Source organism: Blautia sp. TF10-30 (assembly GCF_003481245.1).
GTDB lineage: Bacteria > Bacillota > Clostridia > Lachnospirales > Lachnospiraceae > Fusicatenibacter > Fusicatenibacter saccharivorans.
Genome location: NZ_QUKM01000003.1, coordinates 208,920 through 235,117, shown reverse-complemented (window position 1 = coordinate 235,117; position 26,198 = coordinate 208,920). Strand labels below are relative to the sequence as shown.

At 50.0% G+C, this 26,198-nt stretch carries 20 protein-coding genes; all 20 read left to right on the top strand.

Features of this window, described 5'->3' with window-relative positions; genetic code table 11:
* The first annotated feature begins 162 nt into the window (after positions 1–162).
* The 20 genes from DXD02_RS15380 to argS all read left to right on the top strand — a co-directional run bounded on the left by DXD02_RS15380 (position 163) and on the right by argS (position 26,087).
* Positions 163–1,860, top strand: coding sequence for a hypothetical protein (locus DXD02_RS15380; protein WP_158580103.1), 1,698 nt, complete (start codon positions 163–165; stop codon positions 1,858–1,860).
* A 61-nt stretch (positions 1,861–1,921) separates the two neighbouring features.
* On the top strand, positions 1,922–2,314 hold the full coding sequence (locus DXD02_RS15375) for a TIGR04086 family membrane protein (protein ID WP_022461130.1): 393 nt from the start codon (positions 1,922–1,924) through the stop codon (positions 2,312–2,314).
* 133 nt (positions 2,315–2,447) lie between these two features.
* Positions 2,448–2,588, top strand: coding sequence for a six-cysteine ranthipeptide SCIFF (gene scfA, locus DXD02_RS05000; RefSeq protein WP_022461131.1), 141 nt, complete (start codon positions 2,448–2,450; stop codon positions 2,586–2,588).
* A gap of 116 nt (positions 2,589–2,704) precedes the next feature.
* On the top strand, positions 2,705–4,063 hold the full coding sequence (gene scfB / locus DXD02_RS04995; protein WP_117509255.1) for a thioether cross-link-forming SCIFF peptide maturase: 1,359 nt from the start codon (positions 2,705–2,707) through the stop codon (positions 4,061–4,063).
* A 24-nt stretch (positions 4,064–4,087) separates the two neighbouring features.
* A complete protein-coding gene (gene secD / locus DXD02_RS04990) occupies positions 4,088–6,367 on the top strand; it encodes a protein translocase subunit SecD (protein WP_117509424.1) in 2,280 nt (759 codons plus the stop codon).
* 79 nt (positions 6,368–6,446) lie between these two features.
* Positions 6,447–8,171: a single-stranded-DNA-specific exonuclease RecJ gene (recJ, locus tag DXD02_RS04985; RefSeq protein WP_118666471.1), complete on the top strand. Its 1,725-nt coding sequence runs from the start codon at positions 6,447–6,449 to the stop codon at positions 8,169–8,171.
* A 131-nt stretch (positions 8,172–8,302) separates the two neighbouring features.
* Positions 8,303–8,827, top strand: coding sequence for an adenine phosphoribosyltransferase (locus DXD02_RS04980; RefSeq protein WP_022461135.1), 525 nt, complete (start codon positions 8,303–8,305; stop codon positions 8,825–8,827).
* A 47-nt stretch (positions 8,828–8,874) separates the two neighbouring features.
* The gene (locus DXD02_RS04975) at positions 8,875–11,172 is read left to right on the top strand and encodes a RelA/SpoT family protein (RefSeq protein WP_117801734.1); all 2,298 of its coding nucleotides are present in this window, start codon (positions 8,875–8,877) and stop codon (positions 11,170–11,172) included.
* A 15-nt stretch (positions 11,173–11,187) separates the two neighbouring features.
* A complete protein-coding gene (locus DXD02_RS04970; protein WP_022461137.1) occupies positions 11,188–11,811 on the top strand; it encodes an MBL fold metallo-hydrolase in 624 nt (207 codons plus the stop codon).
* Positions 11,783–13,282 (top strand): coproporphyrinogen dehydrogenase HemZ, encoded by a 1,500-nt coding sequence (hemZ, locus tag DXD02_RS04965; protein ID WP_117509250.1) that lies wholly within the window; start codon positions 11,783–11,785, stop codon positions 13,280–13,282. Before DXD02_RS04970 ends, hemZ begins: the two co-directional genes overlap by 29 nt.
* Positions 13,279–13,959, top strand: a complete 681-nt coding sequence (locus DXD02_RS04960; protein WP_118666470.1) for an HD-GYP domain-containing protein — start codon at positions 13,279–13,281, stop codon at positions 13,957–13,959. Before hemZ ends, DXD02_RS04960 begins: the two co-directional genes overlap by 4 nt.
* Entirely contained in the window at positions 13,892–15,148 is a 1,257-nt protein-coding gene (hisS, locus tag DXD02_RS04955; protein WP_055227609.1) for a histidine--tRNA ligase, read from the top strand. Before DXD02_RS04960 ends, hisS begins: the two co-directional genes overlap by 68 nt.
* Before the next feature lie 92 nt (positions 15,149–15,240).
* On the top strand, positions 15,241–17,049 hold the full coding sequence (gene aspS / locus DXD02_RS04950) for an aspartate--tRNA ligase (protein WP_118666469.1): 1,809 nt from the start codon (positions 15,241–15,243) through the stop codon (positions 17,047–17,049).
* Between the two features lie 223 nt (positions 17,050–17,272).
* Positions 17,273–17,536 carry a hypothetical protein gene (locus DXD02_RS04945; protein ID WP_147398416.1) on the top strand — a complete coding sequence of 88 codons (264 nt, stop codon included), beginning with the start codon at positions 17,273–17,275 and terminating at the stop codon, positions 17,534–17,536.
* A 222-nt stretch (positions 17,537–17,758) separates the two neighbouring features.
* Entirely contained in the window at positions 17,759–19,189 is a 1,431-nt protein-coding gene (locus tag DXD02_RS04940; RefSeq protein WP_118666467.1) for an efflux RND transporter periplasmic adaptor subunit, read from the top strand.
* Positions 19,186–19,869, top strand: a complete 684-nt coding sequence (locus tag DXD02_RS04935) for an ABC transporter ATP-binding protein (protein ID WP_118666466.1) — start codon at positions 19,186–19,188, stop codon at positions 19,867–19,869. Before DXD02_RS04940 ends, DXD02_RS04935 begins: the two co-directional genes overlap by 4 nt.
* Positions 19,866–22,253 carry an efflux RND transporter periplasmic adaptor subunit gene (locus DXD02_RS04930; protein WP_118666465.1) on the top strand — a complete coding sequence of 796 codons (2,388 nt, stop codon included), beginning with the start codon at positions 19,866–19,868 and terminating at the stop codon, positions 22,251–22,253. The genes DXD02_RS04935 and DXD02_RS04930 overlap by 4 nt, the downstream gene beginning before the upstream one ends.
* A gap of 11 nt (positions 22,254–22,264) precedes the next feature.
* The gene (locus tag DXD02_RS04925) at positions 22,265–23,515 is read left to right on the top strand and encodes an ABC transporter permease (protein ID WP_117509244.1); all 1,251 of its coding nucleotides are present in this window, start codon (positions 22,265–22,267) and stop codon (positions 23,513–23,515) included.
* A gap of 315 nt (positions 23,516–23,830) precedes the next feature.
* The gene (locus DXD02_RS04915) at positions 23,831–24,298 is read left to right on the top strand and encodes a CBS domain-containing protein (RefSeq protein WP_022461147.1); all 468 of its coding nucleotides are present in this window, start codon (positions 23,831–23,833) and stop codon (positions 24,296–24,298) included.
* Positions 24,299–24,320: 22 nt separating this feature from the next.
* On the top strand, positions 24,321–26,087 hold the full coding sequence (gene argS / locus DXD02_RS04910) for an arginine--tRNA ligase (RefSeq protein ID WP_022461148.1): 1,767 nt from the start codon (positions 24,321–24,323) through the stop codon (positions 26,085–26,087).
* Positions 26,088–26,198: the final 111 nt, after the last annotated feature.

The window sequence follows — 26,198 nt, the reverse complement described above, 5'->3', positions numbered from 1 at the left end:
GCTGTTTCACTGCGTAAGAAAGTGATTCACGAATCCCGCGTTTCAAGGCGACTTCAGCCTTGCGCGGGATTCTTTCTTGTGCTATAATGCTGTAATGCGAAATTATGACACAAAAAGACAGATTTTTTTAGGATAGACCAAGAGAACATAAGGAGAAACGCAATGAAGAAAAAACAGGCATGGAAAGTGATGGGTGCTGTCCTTGCGGGCACACTGGTATTTTCCGATGCAGTTCCGCTCCGTGCCAGCGCATCGGCAGGAACGGAAAAAAGCGCAGTACAGAACGAAACTGTCTCCGGAACGGAGAACGGTACAGAGACAAAACGGGCAGCCGTTTATGTGAATCTGAAAACCGGCGATGATACGGCAGACGGTACAACGGCAGAGACAGCAGTAAAAACCGTGGAAAAAGCACAGGAGCTTCTTGCAGTTGCAGCGGCAGAACTGCAGGCGGACGGGAAAACAACCGAAAAAAACACTGCTGCAGATACCAGCAAAACGGCAGCGGAGGAAGCAGCAGAAAAATATCTGGTATTCGTCGGAATGGATGAAAAAGAGCTGGAAACGTATCGAAAGAAACAGCAGAAAACAGACTTCAGGGGAAGAGTAACAGATACCGTTTTTGCGGCAGATGAAATCGTGGTGACAGAAGCCGGATATGAGGCTGTTCTGGCAGCAGAAAAAGCAAAAGAAACGGTTTCGGAAACACCAACGCTTGCGCCAGGCGAGTCTCCGGCACCGGATGCGGCAGAAGATACCGTAACACCAACTCCGGGTCCGACGGAAACGCCGGATGCAGAGCCGACCGCAGAACCAACGGTGACCCCGGACGCAGAACCGACGGAAACGCCGGACGCAGAGCCGACCGTAACGCCGGCGGAGGAACCAACGGCAACTCCGACACCGGATGCGGACAACGGAGAAGATACAGGGGATACACCAACGGCAGCGCCGACACCGGATGCGGAACCGACCGTAACGCCGGAAGTAACTCCGACGACAGCACCGGGCGAGAATACCGATGACAGTGAAAATCCGGAGAATCCGGAAACTCCGGCAGAAGATCCAACCGTGACACCTGCCCCGGATGATACAGCAAAAGACGATCTTGCAGCAGATGATACAAACCAGGACGATACAAACCAGGATAACCAGAACGGAACGGGAAATGATGCATCATCGGACCAGTGGAAACAGGATGAAAATCTGGATGACCTTGTAAAAGATGAAATTCAGAAAGAAAACGAAACCGTAAAAAATTTCGATGAAATTTCCAATCCATCCGGTACGGACAGCACAGAAGACGGCTATCTGATCTCCAATGTCTCTCTTTTGATCCAGCCGGTGGCAGTAAGTCTGTCCAGAAGCCTTGTATCAGAGGAGCAGACGGAAACAGCAGAAGCTGAGACGGCGGACGAAGGCGAGCATGAACTGCTTGCAGCTGCAGAGCAGAAATCCAACCTGAGTGCAGGTGAAATGACAGCAAGTGCAGCCGATGACGTAAGTACGCTGCGTGCCGCAGGAACGATCCTTGTAGGACCGGACAACTACGGAACGAATAAGACATCCACTCCGACTCCGACAGCCACACCGTCGAAGAGCAGCAGTAACAACAGCTCTTCCAATTCCAATACCGGAAGCACAAAGATTCCGCAGAAGAAGACACAGACCACTGTAAGCATCCGCAGCATCCCGGTCAACACCGGCGATGAGACGATGGTGCTTCCGCTGGCGATCAGCTCCGCACTTTCTGCAGCCGTTATGTTCTGCATGGCATTCCTTCAGATGCAGGCAAAACGCGCAAAGAGCATGGCCGCATGGCTGGAATTCAAAAAGAATCATCCGTTTGACGAAGAATAAAGAAACAGGCATATCCGGAAAAGCCATTCCATACATTTACAGTATGGGAGGGCTTTTTCTTATGGAAGAAAAGAAAACATGGGCGGTGGGTGCGGGCAGCGGGATCGGCTGGCTGAAGGCTCTTCTCGTTTCCTATCTGATCTCGGTGCTTCTTCTTTTGCTGTTGTCTTTCCTGCTCTGGAAATTTTCCTGGAAGGAAAGCTGGGTGCAGGCGGGCATTGTGGTGATCTATCTGGCATCAAGCTTTTCCGGCGGAAGAATGGCAGGAAACATGGCGGGAAAACGGCGGTTTCTCTGGGGCATCTGCTTTGGAATCGTGTATTTTGCCATTCTGATCATCGTCTCCGCAGTCTTCCTGCCGGGCGGATTTGCCGGAGCCGGAAGACTTCTGTGGGCGGCAGCAGTCTGTGCCGTCGGCGGAATGGCAGGCGGAATGACGGCACACGGCAGATAAAAGCGGACAAAACAGAACATTTTTTCAAAAAACAGACTTTTAAATTTGAAAAACCTATGCTATAATGGGAAGAGCTAATGGCCGAAGACTATAAAAAAGTCGCGCGTCAACTACAATGAAGGAGGAATGTGCCATGAAACACATCAAAACTTTAAATACAAAAAGCTTACAGAACACTGTAAAAAAAGGTGGATGCGGTGAGTGCCAGACATCCTGCCAGTCCGCATGTAAGACTTCTTGCACCGTAGGCAACCAGAGCTGCGAGCATAAGTAAAAGTAATCCATAAGGACGAGTAAAAGGTGTTCCCAGAACCGGTTTCGCCGGATTTGGGAACATTCTTTTTGCCAGGCACATCAAAAAAAGAGAGAGTTATAGAAAGGAATACCACAGTGATACATTTATATAAAAGCAATGGCTTCAACATGGTGCTGGACGTCAACAGCGGCTCCGTCCATGTTGTGGATGACTGCGTATACGATGTCCTTTCCTGCATGAACGAAGGAAAAAATGCAGAAGAGGCAGCAGAGGCGCTTAGCAGTAAATATGCCGAGCAGGACATCACCGAAGCCAGAGAAGAAATTCAGGAACTTACAGATAACGGCATGCTCTTTACAAAAGACATTTACGAAAACGCAATTGATCAGTTTTCCAACCGTCCGACCGTCGTAAAAGCACTCTGCCTCCACATTGCACACGACTGCAACCTTGCCTGTCGTTACTGCTTCGCAGAAGAGGGCGAGTATCACGGAAGACGTGCACTGATGTCCCTGGAAGTCGGCAAAAAAGCGCTTGATTTCCTGATCGCAAACTCCGGCAGCAGAAGAAACCTCGAGGTAGATTTCTTCGGCGGTGAACCGCTGATGAACTGGGATGTTGTAAAACAGCTCGTAGCCTACGGAAGAGAACAGGAGAAGTTACATAACAAGAACTTCCGTTTCACCCTGACCACCAACGGTGTTCTCTTAAACGACGAGGTCATGGAGTTCTGCAATAAAGAGATGGGCAACGTCGTATTAAGTATCGACGGAAGAAAAGAAGTTCACGATCACATGCGTCCGTTCCGCAAAGGTGCCGGAAGCTACGATCTGATCGTGCCGAAATTCCAAAAATTCGCTGAGCTTCGTCATCAGGATAAATACTATGTGCGCGGAACCTTCACGCATTACAACACAGACTTTGCAGCTGATGTTCTCCATCTGGCAGACCTCGGCTTCAAGCAGATCTCGGTTGAGCCTGTTGTAGCGCCTCCGACCGAGGACTATGCGATCCGTGAGGAAGACCTTCCGGTGATCTTCGAACAGTACGACATTCTGGCAAGAGAGATGATCAAGAGAGAAAAAGAGGGAAGAGGCTTCAATTTCTTCCACTTTATGATCGATCTGACCGGCGGACCATGTGTTTATAAACGTCTTTCCGGCTGCGGTTCCGGAACCGAGTACCTTGCGGTAACACCGTGGGGCGATTTCTATCCGTGCCACCAGTTCGTAGGACAGGAAGATTTCTGCCTCGGAAATGTTTACGAAGGCGTGAAAAAGACAGAAACTGTCAACGAATTCAAAAAATGCAACGTTTATTCCAAGAAGGAGTGCAGCCAGTGCTTTGCACGGTTCTACTGCAGCGGCGGATGCGCGGCAAACTCCTACAATTTCACAGGTAAGATCAACGATGTTTACGAGATCGGATGCAAGATGCAGCAGAAACGGATCGAGTGTGCATTGATGATAAAGGCAGCTCTGGCCGAAGATTAAAGAAAAGAGGAAAATCGCGACATGATGAAGAAGAAACAGAGTATCATCGCACTCGTCCTGGCAGCCATTGTAACAGTGCTTCTTGGATGGACGATGATCAAAGGATGGGGTCCTACCGGAACCGGTTCGATGAAGAACATCAACCTGGGTCTGGATCTGTCCGGCGGTGTCAGCATTACCTATCAGGCCGTAAAGGACAACCCGACAGACGAAGAAATGTCAGATACCCGCTACAAGCTGGAACAGCGTGCGCAGCAGTACAGCGAAGAGGCACAGGTATATCTGCAGGGCGACAACCGTATCACCATTGAAATCCCGGGTGCAACCGATGCAACCACCATTCTGGAAGAGATGGGTAAACCGGGAAGCCTGTATTTCATCAAACAGACCAACGATGACGGAACAGAAAACTACACCTACGACAGCTCGACCGGCGAGTACGTTCTGAACGGAAAAACTATCGAAGAGCTCGAGGAGGACGGCTCCGTCGTTCTGACCGGTAAAGATGTGGAGAGCGCAGAAGCCATGCATCAGCAGAACTCCACCACAAAAGCAACCGAGAGCGTCGTTCAGCTGAAAATGACCGACGAAGGAAAACAGAAATTTGCAGACGCAACCCAGGAAGCCTACAGCGCAGGAAAGAGCATCGGTATCTACTATGATGAAAAATTCGTCAGTGTACCGAGTGTAAACGCTGTGATTTCCGATGGTACTGCAGTCATCTCCGGCGGAAACATGGACTGGGATGAAGCAACCAGCCTGGCATCCACCCTCCGTATCGGTTCCCTTTCCCTGAAACTTGAGGAGATCAACTCCAGCGTCGTTGGAGCACAGCTTGGATCTGCAGCTGTTTCCACCAGCGTAAAAGCGGGAGCGATCGGCATTGTACTGATTATCCTTTTCCTTGCAATCGTATATCGCCTGCCTGGTATTGCTGCCGGATGGGCACTGCTCATCTATGTTGAGCTGAATCTGATTGCTTTAAATGCATTTGACCTGACATTGACCCTGCCTGGTATCGCAGGTGTTATCCTGTCGATCGGTATGGCGGTCGATGCGAACGTTATCATTTATGCCCGTATCGAGGAGGAGATCGGTGCCGGAAAGACGGTTCATGCGGCAATCCGCGACGGATTCAAGAAGGCAGCTTCTGCCATCCTGGACGGAAACGTGACGACCCTGATTGCAGCAGCTGTTCTGTATGCGCTTGCGAGCGGAAGTGTCCGCGGATTCGCCATGACACTTGCTCTTGGTATTGTTCTTTCCATGTTCAGCGCCATGGTTGTTTCCAGACTGCTGGTCAACAGCCTGTACGGTATGGGACTGAAGGATGCGAAATACTACGGAACCAAGAAAGAGCGCAAGGGATTTCCATTTGTGGAAAAGAGAAAGATCTTCTTCACGATCTCCTGCATTCTGCTGCTTGCCGTTCCGGCCAGCATGATTTTCATGCATCAGACAAAGGGAAGCGCACTGAACTTCGGCCTTGACTTCAAGGGCGGTACTTCCATCAACGTTCCGTTCAACGAGGATTACTCCATCGAAGAGCTGGACAAAGAGGTAGAGCCGGTTGTGGAAGGCGTGACAAAAGATTCCAATATTCAGATGACAAAGGTTGTCGGAGGCAACAATGTCATCATCAAAACACGTTCTCTGACTCTGGAAGAGCGTGAGCAGGTTTACCAGGCAATGGCAGACAATTTCGGTGTCGATACTTCTGAAATCACTTTCGACAACATTTCTTCTACTGTAAGTAAAGAAATGAGCCAGAATGCGATGAAAGCAGTTATCATCGCTGTAGTCTGCATGCTGCTGTACATCTGGATCCGTTTCCGCGACATCCGTTTCGCATCGAGTGCCATCCTTGCACTGATGCACGATATCGCCATTGTATTCGGATTCTATGTGGTATCCCGTATTTCGGTCGGCAGCACCTTTATCGCGTGTATGCTGACGATCCTCGGCTATTCCATCAACAGTACGATCGTCATCTTCGACCGTATCCGTGAGAATCTGCCGGAGTTAAAGAGAGAGCCGATCGAGTCCCTGGTTGACCGCTGCATCACGGACACCCTGACCCGAAGCATTTACAGTTCCCTCACCACCTTTATCACCATCTTTGTTCTGTTCGTGATGGGAGTTTCTTCCATCCGCGACTTTGCAGCACCTCTGATGGTTGGTATCGTATGCGGAGCTTACACTTCTGTCTGCATCACAGGTGCCCTGTGGTATGTGATGAAGCACGTTGGAAAAAACAAATATGTGCCGTCCAAAGCAGTACAGAATAAGACAAAAAATAAATAAAAGCAGCAAAAACCATAAAAAGAGAAACGCCGGACCGGAAAAGTCCGGCGTTTCCTGCTAACAGGAAAGAGGAGAACATATGAAGAAAGAACGCTGGGTAGTTTCGGCAAAACGCGCCGATTTCCAGGCAATTGCGGACCGGTTCGGCATCGATCCCGTCATCGCCCGCCTGATCCGGAACCGGGATGTGACCGGGGAGAAAGAGATCGAAGAGTATCTCTTCGGTGATCTGGAGCAGCTCCACGATCCGCTGCTGATGAAGGATATGGAGCGCGCGGCAGATCTGATCGCAGAAAAAATCCGGGAGAAAAAGCCGATCCGCATCATCGGGGACTACGACATCGACGGTGTTACGGCAACGTATATTCTGCTGACCGGCTTAAAAGATCTCGGTGCCGATGCGGATGTGCGTATCCCGGACCGGATTGCAGACGGATACGGCTTAAATGAGCGTCTTGTGCAGTTTGCCGCGGATGAGGGGCGGGACACGATCGTCACCTGTGACAACGGCATCGCGGCGGGCAGTCAGATCCGTCTGGCAAAAGAGCTTGGCATGACGGTTGTTGTGACGGACCACCACGAGGTTCCGTTTGAGGAGGATGAAAACGGAGAACGCCGCTACATCCTGCCGCCGGCGGACGCGGTTGTCAATCCGAAACAGAAAGACTGTTCCTATCCGTTTCCGGGCCTCTGCGGTGCGGCCGTCGCATGGAAACTGATCCAGACGATGGAGGCAAAAGCAGGTATTCCAAAGGAGCACAGCTTCCGCTTTCTGGAATTTGTCGCCATTGCGACGATCGGTGATGTGATGGATCTGCAGGGAGAAAACCGGATTTTTGTAAAAGCCGGCCTTCGGGCGCTCCATAAAACGCAGAACCTCGGCCTGCAGGAGCTGATCCGTGTGCAGGGCATCGAGGCGGAAAACGTGACACCGTATCACATCGGCTTCGTTCTCGGCCCGTGCATCAACGCATCGGGACGGCTTGACACGGCGGAGCATTCGTTAAAACTGCTCTGCGCAAAGACACGTGAGGAGGCCGCAAAGCTTGCCGGGGACTTGAAAGACCTGAATGAAAGCCGCAAAGAGCTGACGCGCCAGGGTGAGGCGAAAGCAATCGAGCTCGTGGAAACCTCCCCGCTGCAGAACGACAAAGTCCTCGTCGTCTATCTGCCGGACTGCCACGAGAGCCTTGCCGGAATCATCGCAGGTCGCCTGCGGGAGCACTTCCACAAACCATCCTTCGTACTCACCAGAAGTGAGGAGGGCGTCAAGGGCTCCGGCCGCTCGATCGAAGCGTATTCGATGTATGAGGAGCTCTGCAAATGCAAAGAACTGATGACGAAATTCGGCGGCCACCCGATGGCTGCGGGCCTTTCCCTCGCAGGAGAGGAGATGATCGAACCGTTCCGCCGGGCACTGAACGATAATTCCACGCTGACGGGAGAGGATTTCGTCGAAAAAGTTGTGATCGATGTGCCGATGCCGATCACCTACATCACCAAAAATCTGATCCGCCAGTTAAGTCTCTTGGAGCCGTTCGGAAAAGGCAACACGAAACCGCTGTTCGCACAGAAAGGACTGACTGTATTAAATTACCGCATTTTTGGAAAGAATAGAAACGTGGTGAAAGTACAGCTTGCCGATGCGGGCGGATACCAGATGGATGGTGTCTATTTCGGCGAGGGAGAAGCGTTCGCCGCATACGTGGATGCACATCCGACCCTCTCGGTAGCGTACTATCCGTCGATCGATACGTGGAACGGACGCGACAAATTACAGATCAATATCCAGAGTTATTTTTAAAGATGCAGAAAAGCCGCAAATACCTGATTTTTCTGCCCTGTTTTCTATCGGAAACAAAATTGACGCAGAAGAATATTGATGCTATACTGTAAGGTGAATTGTCAAACCTTGACGAAACGGAGGAATATTTTATGAAAAAAGTAGAGGATTACGTAAGAAGTATTCCGGATTTCCCGGAACCGGGTATTATTTTCAGAGATGTAACGAGTATCCTGCAGGACGCAGACGGACTGCAGCTTGCCATAGATGAGATGCAGCATTTTGTAGAAGAAGTAGACTGTGATGTAATCTGCGGAACCGAGTCCCGCGGCTTCATTTTCGGTATGCCGATTGCTTACAATCTGCACAAACCGTTCGTGCCGATCCGTAAAAAAGGAAAACTTCCTCTGGAGACCGTCGAGGAGAGCTATGACCTGGAGTACGGCAGCGCAACGATCGAGATGCACAAAGACTCCATCAAACCGGGCCAGAAGGTAGTCATCATCGACGACCTGATTGCAACCGGCGGTACCGTGGAGGCTTGTGCAAAAATGATCGAGCGCCTCGGCGGCGAAGTAACCAGAATCGTGTTCCTGATGGAGCTTGCCGGCTTAAAAGGACGCGAAAAACTGGCAAAATATGATGTAAAATCTGTCATCCGTTACGATGGCAAATAACGTATCCAACGAAACGCAGGGGTTAATCATGAGAGCGGAGGATACATATGGAAGAAGAGAAAAGAATCAGTGAAGAAGAATTAAAGAAGGATGTGGCGGCGGCAGAAGCCAGAATCCGCAAGACGGACGATTTTACAAGTCCGGAGGAATTATACGGGGAATTGATTGCTTCTGTGAAAAAATATCATCCATCGGACGATATTTCCCTGATCGAAAAAGCATACCGCGTGGCAGCGGATGCACATAAGGACCAGAAAAGAAAGAGCGGGGAACCGTACATCATCCATCCGCTCTGTGTGGCAATTATCCTGGCAGATCTGGAGCTCGACAAGGAGTCGATCGCGGCAGGCCTTCTGCACGACGTTGTCGAAGATACCGTCATGACCGAAGAAGAGCTGACCGAGGAGTTCGGCCCGGAGGTGTCCCTGATTGTAAGCGGTGTCACGAAGCTGGCACAGCTGAAATATTCTGCGGATAAGGTCGAGGAGCAGGCAGAAAACCTGAGAAAGATGTTCCTTGCGATGGCAAAGGATATCCGTGTTATTCTGGTAAAACTGGCGGACCGTCTGCACAACATGCGGACCGCACAGTACTGGTCGCCGGAGACGCAGAAGAAAAAAGCGCGTGAGACGATGGATATTTATGCCCCGATCGCACAGCGCCTCGGTATTTCCAAGATCAAGGTCGAACTCGATGACCTTTCTCTGAAATATCTGGAGCCGGATGCGTACTATGAACTGGTGCAGAAGGTCAGCATGAAGCGGGAGCAGCGGCAGGAGTTTGTCGATGCGATCGTAAAAGAGGTGACCCGTCATATCCACCAGGCCGGCATTGAGGCAGATGTCAACGGACGAATCAAGCACTTTTTCAGCATCTACAAAAAGATGGTCAACCAGCATAAGACGCTGGATCAGATCTATGACCTCTTTGCGGTCCGCATCATCGTGGAATCCGTCAAAGACTGCTATGCAGCGCTCGGTGTCATCCATGAAATGTACACGCCGATCCCGGGCCGTTTCAAAGATTACATTGCGATGCCGAAGCCAAACCGTTACCAGTCCCTGCATACAACCCTGATCGGACCGAACGGACAGCCGTTTGAGATTCAGATCCGTACTTATGAGATGCACCGGATTGCAGAATACGGTATCGCTGCACACTGGAAATACAAAGAGGCCTCCGACGGCAAGAAACCGGGACCGGAGCAGGAAGAGGAAAAACTGACCTGGCTGCGCCAGATTCTGGAGTGGCAGCAGGACATGGCGGACAACCATGAGTTCATGAACCTCTTAAAGAGCGATCTCGACCTGTTTGCCGACAATGTTTACTGTTTCAGCCCGGCGGGCGATGTCAAAACGCTTCCGGTCGGCTCCTGTGCCATCGACTTTGCTTATTCCGTCCACAGTGCGGTCGGCAACAAGATGGTCGGAGCGAGGGTCAACGGAAAACTCGTGCCGATCGAGACGGAACTTCACAACGGAGACCGCGTCGAGATCATCACCTCGCAGAACTCCAAGGGACCGAGCCGCGACTGGCTGAAAATTGCGAAGAGTTCCCAGGCAAAGAGCCGCATCAACCAGTGGTTCCGCCAGCAGAACAAGACGGACAACATCGTCAAAGGCAAGGAAATGCTCACCAACTATGCAAAGCTGAAGGGCAAAAACCTTGGAATCTATACGAAACCGATGTACGAAGAGGCTGTCATGAGAAAGTACGGCTTCCGCGACTGGGATTCCGTTCTTGCGGCCATCGGCCACGGCGGCTTAAAAGAGGGCCAGGTCCTCAACAAGCTGATTGAGACGTACGAAAAGCAGCATAAAAAAGAGATCACCGACGAGCAGGTGCTCGAGGCGGCATCTGGAGAGAAAGTTCTGCCGGTTGGAAAGAGCAAGGGCGGCATCGTCGTGCGCGGTATCCACGATGTGGCAGTTCGCTTCTCAAAATGCTGCAATCCGATCCCGGGCGATGAGATCGTGGGCTTTGTCACAAGAGGACGCGGCGTGACCATTCACCGCACCGACTGTGTCAATGTCCTGAATCTGCCGGAATCTGAGCGGGTGCGCCTCATTGATGCTGAATGGCAGGCAGAGGACAACGGCGGCTCTCTCTATACCGTGGAGATCAGCGTTTACGCAAACAACCGTACCGGTCTTCTGGTGGATATCTCCAAGATCTTTACCGAGCGGAAGATCGACCTTGCGGCGATGAACGTGAGAACGAGCAAGCAGGGAACGGCTTCCATCGATGTGACGTTCGACGTGCACAACAACGAAGAGCTGAACAGCATCATCGAGAAGGTGCGCCAGGTGGAGAGCGTGATTGATATTCAGAGATCGAGAGGATAAAAAGGAGAAAAGCGTATGATAAAGGTAAATTACCGGGCACTTGGAATGCTCTCGACAAACTGCTACGTTGTGGAAAATCCGGACAGCCAGAAGGTGCTGATCGTGGACCCGGGCGATTCGCCGCTGGAGATTGAACGCCAGATCGACGAGATCGACGGCGACCCGGAGGCCATTCTGCTGACCCATGGCCATTTCGACCATATGCTGGCAGCGGATGCGCTGCGGAAAAAATACCATATCCCGGTCTATGTCCATGAAAAAGAGCAGCACCTGCTGGGGGATCCAAAGGAAAATCTTTCCGGGCTCTGGAGCAAACCGTACACGATGCAGGCGGACAAAACCGTAAAAGAGGGCGATGTGCTGCATCTCGCAGATTTTGAAATCCACGTTCTTGCGACACCGGGGCACACGGCAGGCGGTGTCTGCTACTATATTCCGGCAGAGAAAGCACTTTTTTCCGGTGATACGCTGTTCTGCGAGTCCTACGGAAGATACGACTTCCCGACATCCTCCGGCAGAGAGCTGATCGCGTCGGTCAAGCGCCTGTTAAAAGAGCTTCCCGGGGATGTGACCGTGTATCCGGGCCACAACGATGAAACTACGATTGAACATGAAAAGAGGTACAATCCCCTTGCTTAATATCAGCCTTTGTTTTAACAGAAAAGATTTTGAATACGATGTGTATTCCCTGATCAAGGCATTCTATCCGGGCTGTGAGATTACCTCATGGTACGAAGAGGATGGGGCGCTGGACGGGGAATTTGCATATTATGATACGATCACATACGAGGCGGATCAGATCTGTTTTTCGATTGCAGACGAGAAACATGAGACGCTCGCTTCGCAGTGTGAGGCGGTGGAATATGAAAAAGACCGCCATGAAACGAAAAATGTCCTGAAACGGATGGTATACCGCACGCTTTCCGAAGTGAGCGGCAAAGAACTTCCATGGGGCGATCTCACCGGCATCCGTCCGACGAAAATTCCGATGAAGATGCTTGAAGAGGGTAAAAAAAATGTAGAGATTGCGAAATACATGCGCGAAACTTACTACACCAGCCCGGAAAAGACGGCACTTGCGATCACGATTGCCAACCGGGAAAAGGACATTTTAAAGACGATCGACTACGAACACGGTTACAGCCTGTACATCGGCATCCCGTTCTGTCCGAGCATCTGCCTGTACTGTTCCTTCGGCTCCCATGTGTTAAGCCGCTGGGAGCATATGGTAGATCCGTATCTCGATGCACTGATCAAAGAACTGATCTTTATCAGTGAGAACATGAAGGATTACACCCTTGATACGATCTACATCGGAGGCGGTACGCCGACCACGCTGAATGCGGCACAGATGGAGCGCCTGCTCACGAAAGTGACAGAGCTCTTCCCGATGGAGCAGGTGCAGGAGTTCACCGTGGAGGCAGGACGGCCGGATACGATCAATGAGGAGGTCTTAAAGGCCATCCGCAAATTCCCGGTCACCCGTATTTCGATCAATCCACAGACCATGAACCAGGAAACGCTGGATCTGATCGGACGCCACCATACCGTGGAGGAGATCGAGGAGAAGTTCCGTATGGCGCGTTCCCTTGGATTTGACAACATCAACATGGATCTGATTGTCGGTCTGCCGGGCGAGGACAAGGAAAAAGTGGCGCATACGTTGGAAAAAGTGGAAGCGCTGAATCCGGATTCCCTGACCGTCCATTCCCTTGCGTTAAAGCGTGCAACGAGACTCAACCTGTTCAAAGACAAATATCAGGAAATCTCGTTTGAAAACTCTGCCGAGATCATGAAAATGACGATGGACAGCGCACATCGCATGGAGATGGGACCGTATTACATGTACCGCCAGAAAAATATGGCGGGTAACTTTGAGAATGTCGGCTACTCCCGCGAAGGAAAAGCAGGTATCTACAACATCCTCATTATGGAGGAAAAACAGTCCATTCTGGCCGCGGGAGCCGGAGCGTCCACGAAATTCGTGTTTGAACACGGAGAGCGCATTGAGCGGGTGGAGAACGTGAAGGATCTGAAAAACTACGTGGAGCGTATCGATGAAATGATCGAGAGAAAACGTATCGGAATGGAGAAGTATCTGCCAAAATGAAAGAAAATTCCAGTCAGCAGCTTCACATGCTGCGCTATACCCTGACCGAGCAGCTCATCCATGGCATGGAAGTGAGCAATTTAGCTTACGATCTTGCGCGGGAACTTGGGTATGAGAAAGAAATCTGCTATGAGCTTGCAAAAGCGGGCGTTCTCCACGATATCGGAAAGATTGTACTGGAGAATTACGTAGAAGAACAGGATACGCTCGTTGTCGAGGAGATGCGCTTTGTGCGGACCCATCCCACACTGGGATATGAGCTGCTGCAGGGACGCGGATACTCCGATTTTGTGCTGGAGAGCATTCTGTACCACCATGAAAATTATGACGGAACAGGATATCCTGCGAATCTGGCAGGAGAAAAGATTCCGTTTGGGGCGCGTATTTTGCGTATCTGCGATGTGTACTGCGCACTGACCTCCGACCGCCCGTACCGGAGCGCGTTTACGCAGGAACAGGCGATGGAGCTTATGACAGAAGAAGTCAAAAATTTCGATCTGAAAATGTTCCTGGCATTTCAGAGAGTGATCCACAGCGGCAGCCGGAAAGCGATCGAGCTTTCTGATGTCGATGAATTGATCCAGGAAATCATAAAGGAGAAAACAGAAAATGGCATTAAAAAAGAAACCGGTTACCGGAATGAAAGATATTTTACCGAAAGAAATGGCAATCCGTGACTACGTGATCCGTCTGATCAAGGAAACTTACGGAACCTTCGGCTTTACCTCCATGGAGACCCCATGCGTGGAGCACATCGAAAACCTGAACAGCAAACAGGGCGGCGAGAATGAGAAACTGATTTTCAAGATCTTAAAAAGAGGAGAGAAGCTGAAACTCGAGACCGCTGAGAAAGAAAACGATCTCGTAGACAGCGGCCTGCGTTATGACCTGACCGTTCCGCTCTGCCGTTACTATTCCAACAACGCAAACGAGCTTCCGTCCCCGTTCAAAGCACTTCAGATGGGAAATGTATGGCGTGCAGACCGTCCGCAGAGAGGAAGATACCGCCAGTTCATGCAGTGCGATATCGATATCCTCGGCGAGCCGACCAACCTCGCAGAGATTGAGCTGATCCTTGCTACCACCACACTGCTTGGAAAACTGGACTTCAAGAACTTTACGATCCGTATCAATGACCGCCGTATCTTAAAAGCAATGGCAGCCTACAGCGGATTCCCGGAGGAGTCCTATGACACCGTATTTATTATCCTCGATAAGATGGATAAAATCGGTTTTGAGGGCGTTGCCAAAGAGCTCGAGGAAGCCGGCTTTGCAAAAGAGTCCGTAGAGAAATACCTGAAAATGTTCGAGGAGATCACCCCGGATACCGCAGGCGTAGAGTACTGCCGTGAGAAACTCGAGGGATTCCTTGACAAAGAGTACGCAGACGGCCTGAAGACCATCATCGACAGTGTCAATGCCGTGAAGACCGCAGAATTCAAGATCGCTTTCGATCCGACTCTGGTGCGCGGAATGTCCTACTACACCGGACCGATCTTCGAGATCGCTATGGATGAGTACGGCGGATCTGTCGGAGGCGGCGGACGCTACGATGAAATGATCGGAAAATTCACCGGAAACCAGACCTGCGCATGCGGATTCTCCATCGGATTTGAGCGTATCGTTATGCTTCTGCTTGAGAGAGATTACCAGATCCCGGGCGCACAGAAGAAAAAAGCGTACCTGATCGAGAAAAACATGCCGGCAGAGGGAATGCAGAAGATCATTCAGCAGGCGACAAAAGAGAGAAGTGAAGGCACGGCCATCAACATCGCCGTGATGAAGAAGAACAAGAAATTCCAGAAAGAGCAGCTTGCCAGCGAGGGCTACACTGAGATCGAAGAATTTTTTGTTGACAAAATGTAAGGAATATCCAATAATAGTAATCGCATGAAAAAACGATGTGCTGCGGATGCAGATTCTTTGTGTCCGCAGTTCCAAATAGGAGGAACAAGAAAATGGCTGAATCCATGAAAGGCCTGAAGAGAACCTGCCGCTGTGCGGAAGTCACAAAAGCAGATATCGGAAAAAAAGTAACCCTGATGGGCTGGGTACAGAAGAGCCGTAATAAAGGCGGAATTATTTTCGTCGATCTGCGTGACAGAAGCGGTATTATGCAGATTATCTTTGAGAACGGCCCGATCAGTGAGGAAGGTTTTGAGAAAGCAGCAAAACTGCGCAGCGAGTTCGTCATCGCCGTAGAAGGTGAAGTTATGGCCCGCTCCGGTGCTGTCAATGAAAATCTGGCAACAGGAGAGCTCGAAGTAAAGGCTGAGTCCTTACGCATTCTTTCCGAGGCAGAAACCCCGCCGTTCCCGATCGAGGAGGATTCCAAGACGAGAGAAGAGCTCCGTCTGAAATACCGTTACCTGGATCTGCGCCGTCCGGATATCCAGAGAAACCTGATCATGAGAAGCAAGGTGGCAATGCTCGCCCGTGAGTTCATGTCAAAAGAAGGTTTCCTTGAGATCGAAACCCCGATGCTGACGAAATCCACACCGGAAGGCGCCAGAGACTATCTGGTACCGAGCCGTGTTCATCCGGGCAGCTTCTATGCACTGCCGCAGTCTCCGCAGCTGTTCAAACAGCTTCTGATGTGCTCCGGCTATGACCGCTATATCCAGATTGTAAAATGCTTCCGTGACGAGGACCTGCGTGCCGACCGTCAGCCGGAGTTCACCCAGATCGATATGGAGCTTGCTTTCGTTGATGTAGATGATGTTATCGATGTCAATGAGAGACTGCTGGCACACCTGTTCAAAGAGGTGCTCGGCGTTGAGGTACAGCTCCCGATCCAGAGAATGACCTGGAAAGAGGCTATGAACCGTTTCGGTTCCGACAAACCGGACCTGCGTTTCGGTATGGAGCTGGTTGATGTTTCCGAGACTGTAAAAGATACCGAGTTCGTTGTATTTAAGGGCGCACTTGAAAACGGCGGTTCTGTCTGCGGTATTAACGCAAAGGGACAGGGCGCAATGCCGAGAAAGAAAATCGACAAGCTCGTTGAGTTTGCGAAAGGTTACGGTGCAAAAGGTCTTGCATACATTGCAATCCATGAGGATGGAAGCTGGAAATCTTCCTTCTCCAAATTTATGACAGAGGAGCAGATGGAAGCCCTCATCAAAGCCATGGACGGACAGGCTGGAGACCTTCTTCTCTTCGCAGCAGACCGCAACAAGATTGTTTGGAACGTTCTTGGCGCACTTCGTCTGGAACTGGCAGAGCAGATGGGACTTCTCGACAAGAACGAATACCGTTTCGTATGGATTACCGAGTTCCCGCTTCTGGAGTGGTCCGATGAGGAGAACCGTTTCACCGCAATGCATCACCCGTTCACCATGCCGATGGATGAGGATCTGCCGCTTCTGGATACCGACCCGGGCGCAGTTCGTGCAAAAGCCTACGATATCGTTCTGAACGGTACTGAAATTGGCGGAGGAAGCGTTCGTATTCACCAGAACGATGTGCAGGAGAAAATGTTTGAGATGCTTGGTTTCACGAAGGAACAGGCACATGAACGATTCGGCTTCCTTCTGGATGCTTTCAAATACGGAGTTCCGCCTCACGCCGGACTGGCTTACGGTCTGGATCGCCTTGTGATGCTGATGGCAAAAGAGGACAGCATCCGCGACGTCATCGCATTCCCGAAGGTAAAAGATGCTTCCTGTCTGATGACCGAGGCTCCGTCACCGGTTGACGCAGTACAGCTGGAAGAGCTTGGTCTTGAGGTTGAGCCGCAGGCTGAGGAAGAGACAACAGAAGAGTAAAGAAAATTTTGTAATTTACAGGACAGACAATTTTGCAGAAGTGCAGCGTTGTCTGTCCTTTTTTAGGTTTCACTCGATCGGTGTAAAGAAAAACTTAAGAAATTCTTCCACGTCTTCCCCGTTGTTTTGCTGGAAAAAAGTGCTACAATATGGTTTGTAAGAAAGATACGGAAACATCCACAGCAAGTGGAACACATAGAGAAAAAGACAAGGAGGGATCACGATGTTAGTTACATTAGTCATGCTGGCAACCTGTTTTGGTCTGCTCTGCGGAATTGGAATTCTATTTGGGATCGTTGGACTGCTGCTGAAATTTGGAGGAAAAGTCCTCGGCGCATGCGCCACTATTCTTCTCCCGATCGGCGTGATCTGGCTTGGATTTAAAATCGTGTTCGCCGTCGTTCCGCTTCTGTTCAAACTGGTCTGTGCAGCGCTGGTCTGTTATCTCGTATACCGCATTCTGCGGGAGATGAAACTTGTAGCATAAAAAATAAAATCTAACAGATTCGAAAGAAAACCTGCTTTCCGTCATAAACACGGAGGCAGGTTTTTAATGACAAAAACAAAAATCTATTTTCAGAAAAAGCCAGTATTTGCTAAAAAAAGAGTAAGGAAAAAGTAAGAAAACAAAAAACAAAATGTGATACGATAGAACTAACTTGGGAAAGCAGAAAATTAATTTGTAAAATAGAAAAGTGGGAGGAAGCATATGAAGAAAAAAGTAATCGCGATTGTGTGTGCAGTCGCAGTGCTGGCGGCAGCCGGAGGGGGAGTGACATGGCATTTCCTTGGAAACAGTACAAAAGAGGACGATAACGTCGTCTATGTCAATACTGTAAAAGCCCTGACCAATCTGGGAACTGGAAATGGAATGGAAAACCGCTATGCCGGTGTTGTGGAGTCGGAAAATACCTGGAAGGTAGAGAAAAACAGCGAGAAAAAGGTAAAGGAAGTTTATGTGGAAGTCGGTCAGGAGGTTCAGGTCGGAACACCGCTGTTCTCCTACGATACCGAGAAATTCCAGAGTGACCTCGAGCAGGCGCAGCTGGATCTGGAACGCATAAACAATGAACTTTCAAGTATGAATACCAATATCAACCAGCTTTACAAAGACAAAAAGCAGGCATCAAAAGACCAGCAGGCAAGCATCACACTGGAAATTCAGGAAGCGGAGCTGGATTTAAAGAAAAAAGAATATGAAGGAAAATCAAAACAGGCGGAGATTGATAAATTAAACGATAACATCACCAATGCGACCGTGATCAGCGAAATCGCCGGTGTTGTAAAATCAATCAACAACGATGACAGCAGCGCCGGCGCTTACTCCGGTGACAGCTCCGACAATTCCTTCCTGACTGTTCTTGCAACGGGAAATTTCCGTGTAAAAGGCCAGATCAATGAACAGAATATGAGCGACGGTTCGATTACGGAAGGAAGCCAGGTGATCGTGCATTCTCGTGTAGATGAGAATCAGACCTGGACCGGAACCGTGACAAAGATTGATCGGGAAAATGCAAAGACCGGCAATAACAACATGTACAGCAGTTCCGGCGATGGCATGACACAGTCGAGCTCCTATCCGTTCTATGTACAGCTTGCCGGAACGAATGGTCTGATGCTCGGCCAGCACGTTTACGTAGAGCCGGATGTCGGCCAGCAGGAAGTCAAAACAGGAATCTGGCTGTCTGACTCCTTTATCAACGATGTCGACAGCAATCCTTACGTCTGGGCCGATAATGGAAAAGGCAAACTGGAAAAACGAAGCGTAACGCTTGGAACACACGATGAAAATATGATGGAATATCAGATCACCGACGGCCTTGCAGAAGATGATGCAATCACCTTCCCGGAGGACGGTCTGGAAGAAGGGATGAAGACCGTAGTCAGCACCGACGGATCACTGGGACAGAGCAATCCGGCCGGCGGCGAGGATGACGGTATGCTTGACAACGACGATGGAATGGTCGACGACGGTATGACGCAGGATGAAAACGGCATGGTTGACAATACCATGGACGGCGCAGAGTACAGCGGTGAGGGAGATACAACGAACGTGATCGGCGGCGCCGACAATGGTGAGGCAGAACCGGCAGACACACAGGAAGCCGGATCAGCAGATGACGGGGAGGTGCAGCCGTGATTCTGGAATTAGAGAATATCTGTAAAGAATATATGCAGGGCAAAATCCCGGTCCCGGTTCTGAAAAACATCGACTTCTCCATGGAAGAAGGCGAGTACGTTGCGATCATGGGTCCTTCCGGTTCCGGAAAAACAACACTGATGAATATTGTCGGCTGCCTCGACCAGGCGACGAGCGGACGGTTGATCCTCGACGGACAGGACATCAGCAAATGCAGTGACAATCAGATGTCGGACATCCGCCTGCAGAAAATCGGCTTTGTCTTCCAGAACTTCCAACTCCTTGGAAGACAGAGCGCAATGGAAAATGTATGCCTGCCGTTGACGTACGCGGGCGTGCCGAAAAAAGAGAGAAGAGAGCGGGCAGCGATTGCCCTCGAGCGGGTGGGGCTCGGCGACCGTATGAGTTTCAAACCGACCCAGCTCTCCGGCGGACAGAAACAGCGTGTGGCGATTGCAAGAGCGATCGTCAACCATCCGAAAATTCTGCTGGCTGATGAGCCGACCGGAGCGCTTGACTCCCATTCCGGCGAGCAGGTCATGGAGCTGTTCCAGAGCCTGAACGACGAGGGTGTCAGCATCTTGATGATTACGCATGACGCGGAGATCGCATCGATGGCACAGCGCACCGTGGAGATCCGCGACGGAATGATGAAATCGAAGGAGGTGGCCGAAACATGAAAAAAGGAAAAGCCGCAAAGAAAGCCGCGATTGCAGTTGCGACCGCAGTTGCCGTGGGCGGTGTCAGTGTCGGCGGTTATTACGGCATCCGCCAGGCGCAGAAGACGACCGTAAAAGTGTATCCGGTCAGTGACTTTACGAGTGGTTACTGGGAAGACAGCATGAATATGGAAGGCCAGATCACCTCGACGGCTTCCCAGAACATCTATCTTTCCGACAGCCAGACCATTTCCCAGGTTCTCGTCAAAGAGGGAGATGTGGTAAATGCCGGAGACACGCTGATGACATACGATACCAGCATGATCGAGCTGGATCTGGAAACGCAGCAGTTACAGCTTGCACAGACAAAGCTGAAAATCCAGCAGAGTGAAAAAGAACTGGAAAAGCTGAAAAAGACAAAACCGGTAGCGGATACGCCGCTGGATCCGGTGGAGCCGGATTTCCCGGATTTTCCAGATGAACCCATCGATCCGGATTTTCCGGACGAACCGATTCCGACCCCAGAACCGGAGCCGACGTACGAGGATGCTGTTCTGTACAGCAGTACGAATAAGCTTGTATTTGGTTCCAAACCATACAAAGGAGAAGGAACGCAGGAAGACCCATACACCTATCTCTGCGCACCGGGAACAGTCCTGACAGGCGGATTCCTGAATCAGATGGCAGGATACGCGGATGAAAAGGGAACGAAAAAAGAAGAGGACAGCGAAGGATACTGGTTTCGCCTGGAGATTCATGAGGAAAACAAAGCCGCAGAGGCGCTGGAAACCGTGTGGGAGCAGGATGGAACGAAGATTGCGAAAGCATACGAGACTTCGTATGAAGCAGTCCTGAGTCTGAAAGAATCCGAATCGGCGGATGCACCGGAAATAAAAATTACCACGCCGATTGCAAACACAGAGGTGGCAGAGGGCGGCGAGCTGAAGCTGAAAATCGGAATCAATGAGAAGAAAGATACCGAAGAGAAGCCGGATGAGAAAGCCGACGATAAAACGGATGATAGAACCGAGAGTCCGTCCGAGGACGATGTGACACAGCCGGGTGAAGCCGGAAATGGAAGCGGTGAGGCAGACGATTCCACGGAAAACACCGAAACGGATGGCACTTACACATACGTCTGGAAACACAACGGAAAGACAATCGACGGAGATTTTAAGGATACTTACACAAAAGAAAACATCACAAAAGAGGATGCCGGAATCTATATAGTAGAAGTGACAGCGAAAAATGACAAGGGTACTTCCATGGCAGTCAGCACTGCAAATGTGGCGGTAAAAGAAGGAACGATTACCCCGACACCAAGTGTAACTCCGACCCCGAGCGTTACGCCGGGACCGAGTGTAACTCCAGAGCCGACCGTCAGCCCGGAACCAAGTACAACACCGATTCCGACCACAGAGCCGGTTCCAACAGAAACTCCGGTGCCGAGCGAGACCCCAGTTCCGACGGAAACGCCGACGCCGACCGAAGCCCCGGCAGAACCGGAAGCGGAACCGCAGAGCGAAGATGCACCGGAAGCAGTGCAGACGACAGCAAAAACCGTATTCTACGGTGAAAAAGCATCGGTACAGTCCCTCTTTACATCATCCACAGGAAGCAGCGCAAATAACAATACTTCTTCCGGTGATGATACCCAGATGACCTACACAAAAGATGAGTTGAAAAAAGCCATCAGCAAAAAAGAAAGCCAGATCCGTGATCTGAAGCTGGATCAGAAGGAAGAGGAACTCAAAGTCAAAAATACGCAGAAATCCCTGGATTCCCAGACCGTAAAAGCGACGATCAGCGGTATCGTAAAAAAAGTCGGAAATGCAGAAAAGCCATCCAATGACGGAAGCGCGTTTATCCAGGTCAGCGGAAATGAAGGCCTGTATGTGCGCGGTTATCTGAGCGAGATGTATCTCGATCAGATCAAAGCGGGAGATAAGCTTAACGTAACTTCATGGTCTTCCGGTGCATTTGCGGTCGCAACCGTAACCGAAATTTCACCGTATCCGGCAACAAGTTACATGTCTTACAGCGAGACACCGGCATCCTTCTATCCCTTCACAGCGGTCATACAGGAAGGCGGGGAAGGCTTTGAAAACGGTGACTGGATTAAAATTGCAATGACCGTTGGCGCCGATGTGGAAAACGGCAATGGACTGTACGTCAGCAAAGAATTCATTCGCGAGGAGAACGGGCAGAAATTTGTTTATATCCGGGATGAGAAGGATAAATTAAAGAAACAGGATGTTGTAACCGGAAAACTTCTGTGGGGCAGCTATTACGAAGTAAAGAGCGGCCTTTCCGAAGAAGATTACATTGCATTCCCATACGGTAAAACGGTAGTGGAAGGCGCAGACACGAAGGAATCCAGCTCATCGGATTATTATAACAGTTAAGGAGGCGCATCATGTTAGAAAATGTAAGACTATCCTTTCAGGGAATCTGGTCACACAAAATGCGTTCCTTTCTGACTATGCTGGGTATTATCATCGGAATTGCATCAATCATCTCCATTGTTTCCACAATCAAGGGAACGAATGAGCAGATCAAACAGAACCTGATCGGAGCCGGAAATAACAATGTGACTGTACGGTTAAAACAGGGGGATGGTGATTACTGGATGGATGGTGGGCTGCCAAGTGGCGTATCAAAGCTGTCCGCCGACCAGAAAAAGCGGATCCGCGAACAGGAACAGGTAGAGAATGCCTCATTTTATACCGAAAGAACGTATGTGAGCGGTATTGCGAAAGGAAATACAACACTGGACAGTGCAAAGGCACTTGGTGTGGATGAAAATTATTTATCCACATGTGGATACCAGATTTACCAGGGACGTGGCTTTGTGGAGAGTGACTTTTCGAAGATTCACAAAGTTGTCCTGCTTGACGATACTGCGGTGCTGACGCTGTTTCCAGATGAATCACCGGTCGGAAAAACGATTGAAATCATGGGTGAGCCGTTTACTGTTGTCGGTGTGATCAAAAAATCCGATTCCTTTCAGCCGGTCATCAATTCCAGGGAGGATTACAATACGTATAATCAGGAATCCTACCCGCTGGTGCTGATGCCAGATGTATGCTGGCCGATCGTATTTCAGTATGATGAGCCGGAAAATGCCGTTGTAATGGCGCAAACGACCGAGGATATGAGTACAGTTGGAAAAACAACCGCAGAGATCATGAACGAGGCTGTTACCAATACATCGGACTCTCTGGCGTATAAAGCGGAGGATCTGCTGGAAAAAGCGAAGAGTCTGCAGGAATTAGGTCAGAGCACGAACCAGCAGCTGATCTGGATCGCAAGCATTTCACTTCTTGTCGGTGGTATCGGTGTTATGAACATTATGCTGGTATCTGTAACGGAGCGTACGAGTGAAATCGGTCTGAAAAAAGCAATTGGAGCGAGAAAACGCAGAATTCTGTTCCAGTTCCTGACGGAGGCGGCAGTGCTTACCAGCATCGGCGGACTGCTCGGTGTACTGGGCGGCATCATCATGGCACAGGTGATCTCGAGAGTATCACAGACACCTGTGGCAATCAGCATTCCGGCGATCATCTTCTCCGTGGTATTCTCCATGGTGATCGGTATTGTATTCGGACTGCTGCCGTCGGTAAAAGCAGCAAATCTGAATCCGATCGATGCGCTGCGAAGAGAGTAGAAAAAAGAAAAGTTGAAAAATCCGTGCAGATGCAGATATTTTGTTTTGCAGCTGCGCGGATTTTTTTCACTGCCATGCACACGACAAAAGTCCAGCGGACCTTTTTCGTGGTATGTACGGATGCAACTGGGATCTTTACTTTTTGCGGAAAGTCGGTTATACTGGAAAATAAGCGCAATTTGCGGCACAGCAAAGAGGCATTCGAGTTTCGGATTCGGTATGTTTATGAAAATATAAGAAAGATTCAAAGACATTTCACATTCGTTTATGGTATAATCAAACAAGAGTATGACCAACGAAAAGGAGTATACGCGAATGAATATTTTGTTTTTTATCACACCGAAAAGTGAAACGGCTTATCTGTATGACGACTGCTCACTTCGGCAGGCCATCGAGAAGATCGAATATCATAAATACACGGCGGTTCCGGTACTGAACAAAAAGGGCTGCTATGTGGGAACACTGACGGAAGGAGATCTGCTCCGCATCATAAAAGAACGGTATCTTCTGAATTACCATGAAGCAGAGGATATCCCGCTCTGGCAGGTTCCGAAACGGTGGAATTATGAATCCGTCAACATCAACAGCAACATCGAGGACCTGATCGAGATGTCCATGCGGCAGAATTTCGTTCCAGTTGTGGATGACGAGGGAATCTTCATCGGCATCATCCGAAGAAGAGATATCATCCAGTACTGTTATCAGAAAAGCGGCATCAAAGAAGAGGAAGAAGCCCGGCGCAGCGCGCGGAAACAAAACGCAGAACAGATGATTCTGCAGTAAAGAAGAAAATGAGGGAAACATTATGAAAAAACTGATCGATCTTATCCAGGAAGAGCTGGTAAAAGCCTTTACCGCTGCGGAGATGGACCCGTCCTATGCAAGGGTTTCCGTTTCCAACCGCCCGGATCTGTGCGAATACCAGTGCAACGGCGCAATGGCAGCTGCAAAAGCATACCACAAAGCACCGATCCAGCTGGCTGAAGCAGTTGTAGAAAAAGTGACCGATCACAGCGTGATCGGTGAAATTGAAGCCGTAAAACCGGGATTCATCAACCTGAAAATCAACCCGGAATTTCTGGCAGATTATCTTTCCAAAATGCAGAACGATGAAGATCTTTCTGTAGAGAAAGCAAAAAATCCGAAAACCATCATCGTAGATTACGGCGGAGCAAACGTGGCAAAACCGCTTCACGTCGGCCATCTCCGTTCTGCGATCATCGGCGAGAGCATCAAGCGTATGGGACGCTTCATGGGCCACAACATGATCGGTGACGTTCATCTTGGAGACTGGGGTCTGCAGATGGGACTGATCATCACCGAGCTGCAGGAGCGCCATCCGGAGCTTGTTTATTTTGATGAGTCCTTTACGGGAGAGTACCCGGAGGAAGCACCGTTTACGATCAGCGAGCTCGAGGAGATTTATCCTTGCGCAAGCGGCAAATCAAAAGAGGACGAGGACTATAAGAAACGTGCACTCGAGGCAACGAGAGAGCTGCAGCAGGGCAGAAGAGGATATCGTGCGATCTGGAAACACATTATGAACGTTTCTGTTGCCGATCTGAAAAAGAACTATGGAAACCTCGACGTTCATTTCGATCTGTGGATGGGTGAGTCCGATGCACAGGAGTACATTCCGGACATGGTAGATTACCTGAAAGACAATGGTTATGCACATTATGACCAGGGCGCACTCGTTGTTGATGTCAAAGAAGAGACAGACACAAAAGAGATCCCGCCGTGCATGATCTTAAAATCCGATGGAGCAGCTCTGTATGATACGACAGACCTGGCAACCATCATCCAGCGTATGAAACTGTACAAGCCGGACGAGATCTGCTATCTGGCAGACAAACGTCAGGAGCTTCACTTCGTACAGTGTTTCCGCTGTGCAAGAAAAGCAAAACTGGTGAATGATGATACCGTTCTTTCCTTTATCGGCTTTGGTACCATGAACGGAAAAGACGGAAAACCGTTCAAGACCCGTGAGGGCGGCGTTATGCGTCTGGAGCGTCTGATCGGCGAGATCAACGATGAGATGTATCAGAAGATCGTGGAGAACCGCAGCGTAAAAGATACGGATGCAAGAGGAACGGCACAGATTGTCGGACTGTCTGCTATTAAATACGGTGACCTGTCCAACCAGGCATCGAAAGATTATGTATTCGATGTTGAGAGATTTACTTCCTTCGAGGGAAACACCGGTCCGTACATCCTGTACACGATCGTTCGTACAAAATCCATCCTCGGAAAATATAAAGAAGAGGGAAATGAACTGAAGAAAGGCGCACTTCTGGCACCGAAGAGCGACAGCGAGAAAGCTCTGATGCTTTCCGTATCCCGTTTCAACGGCGTTGTGGAGAACGCATTCGAGGAGAAAGCACCGCATAAGATCTGTGCTTATATCTACGAGCTTGCAAACGAGTTCAACCATTTCTACCACGAGACCAAGATCTTAAGTGAGCAGGATGAGGCAAGAAAAGCATCTTACCTGGCACTGCTGGATCTTGTCCGCGAGGTACTTGAGACCTGCATCGACCTGCTGGGATTCTCGGCACCGGAACGGATGTAAGATTCGTCAAGAGGGAAAAAATAGATAAAAAACAGGCGATTTTTTTGGCAGCCGTCGGCTTCTGTAGTTCTTGCAGAAACGGCGGCTGTTGTGTTATACTTACATCACGAT

Coding starts and splice junctions, on each gene's coding strand:
- DXD02_RS15380 (WP_158580103.1), top strand. CDS start 163: ATGAAGAAAAAACAGGCATGGAAAGTGATGGGTGCTGTCCTTGCGGGC.
- DXD02_RS15375 (WP_022461130.1), top strand. CDS start 1,922: ATGGAAGAAAAGAAAACATGGGCGGTGGGTGCGGGCAGCGGGATCGGC.
- scfA (WP_022461131.1), top strand. CDS start 2,448: ATGAAACACATCAAAACTTTAAATACAAAAAGCTTACAGAACACTGTA.
- secD (WP_117509424.1), top strand. CDS start 4,088: ATGAAGAAGAAACAGAGTATCATCGCACTCGTCCTGGCAGCCATTGTA.
- recJ (WP_118666471.1), top strand. CDS start 6,447: ATGAAGAAAGAACGCTGGGTAGTTTCGGCAAAACGCGCCGATTTCCAG.
- DXD02_RS04980 (WP_022461135.1), top strand. CDS start 8,303: ATGAAAAAAGTAGAGGATTACGTAAGAAGTATTCCGGATTTCCCGGAA.
- DXD02_RS04975 (WP_117801734.1), top strand. CDS start 8,875: ATGGAAGAAGAGAAAAGAATCAGTGAAGAAGAATTAAAGAAGGATGTG.
- DXD02_RS04970 (WP_022461137.1), top strand. CDS start 11,188: ATGATAAAGGTAAATTACCGGGCACTTGGAATGCTCTCGACAAACTGC.
- hemZ (WP_117509250.1), top strand. CDS start 11,783: ATGAAAAGAGGTACAATCCCCTTGCTTAATATCAGCCTTTGTTTTAAC.
- DXD02_RS04960 (WP_118666470.1), top strand. CDS start 13,279: ATGAAAGAAAATTCCAGTCAGCAGCTTCACATGCTGCGCTATACCCTG.
- hisS (WP_055227609.1), top strand. CDS start 13,892: ATGGCATTAAAAAAGAAACCGGTTACCGGAATGAAAGATATTTTACCG.
- aspS (WP_118666469.1), top strand. CDS start 15,241: ATGGCTGAATCCATGAAAGGCCTGAAGAGAACCTGCCGCTGTGCGGAA.
- DXD02_RS04945 (WP_147398416.1), top strand. CDS start 17,273: ATGTTAGTTACATTAGTCATGCTGGCAACCTGTTTTGGTCTGCTCTGC.
- DXD02_RS04940 (WP_118666467.1), top strand. CDS start 17,759: ATGAAGAAAAAAGTAATCGCGATTGTGTGTGCAGTCGCAGTGCTGGCG.
- DXD02_RS04930 (WP_118666465.1), top strand. CDS start 19,866: ATGAAAAAAGGAAAAGCCGCAAAGAAAGCCGCGATTGCAGTTGCGACC.
- DXD02_RS04925 (WP_117509244.1), top strand. CDS start 22,265: ATGTTAGAAAATGTAAGACTATCCTTTCAGGGAATCTGGTCACACAAA.
- DXD02_RS04915 (WP_022461147.1), top strand. CDS start 23,831: ATGAATATTTTGTTTTTTATCACACCGAAAAGTGAAACGGCTTATCTG.
- argS (WP_022461148.1), top strand. CDS start 24,321: ATGAAAAAACTGATCGATCTTATCCAGGAAGAGCTGGTAAAAGCCTTT.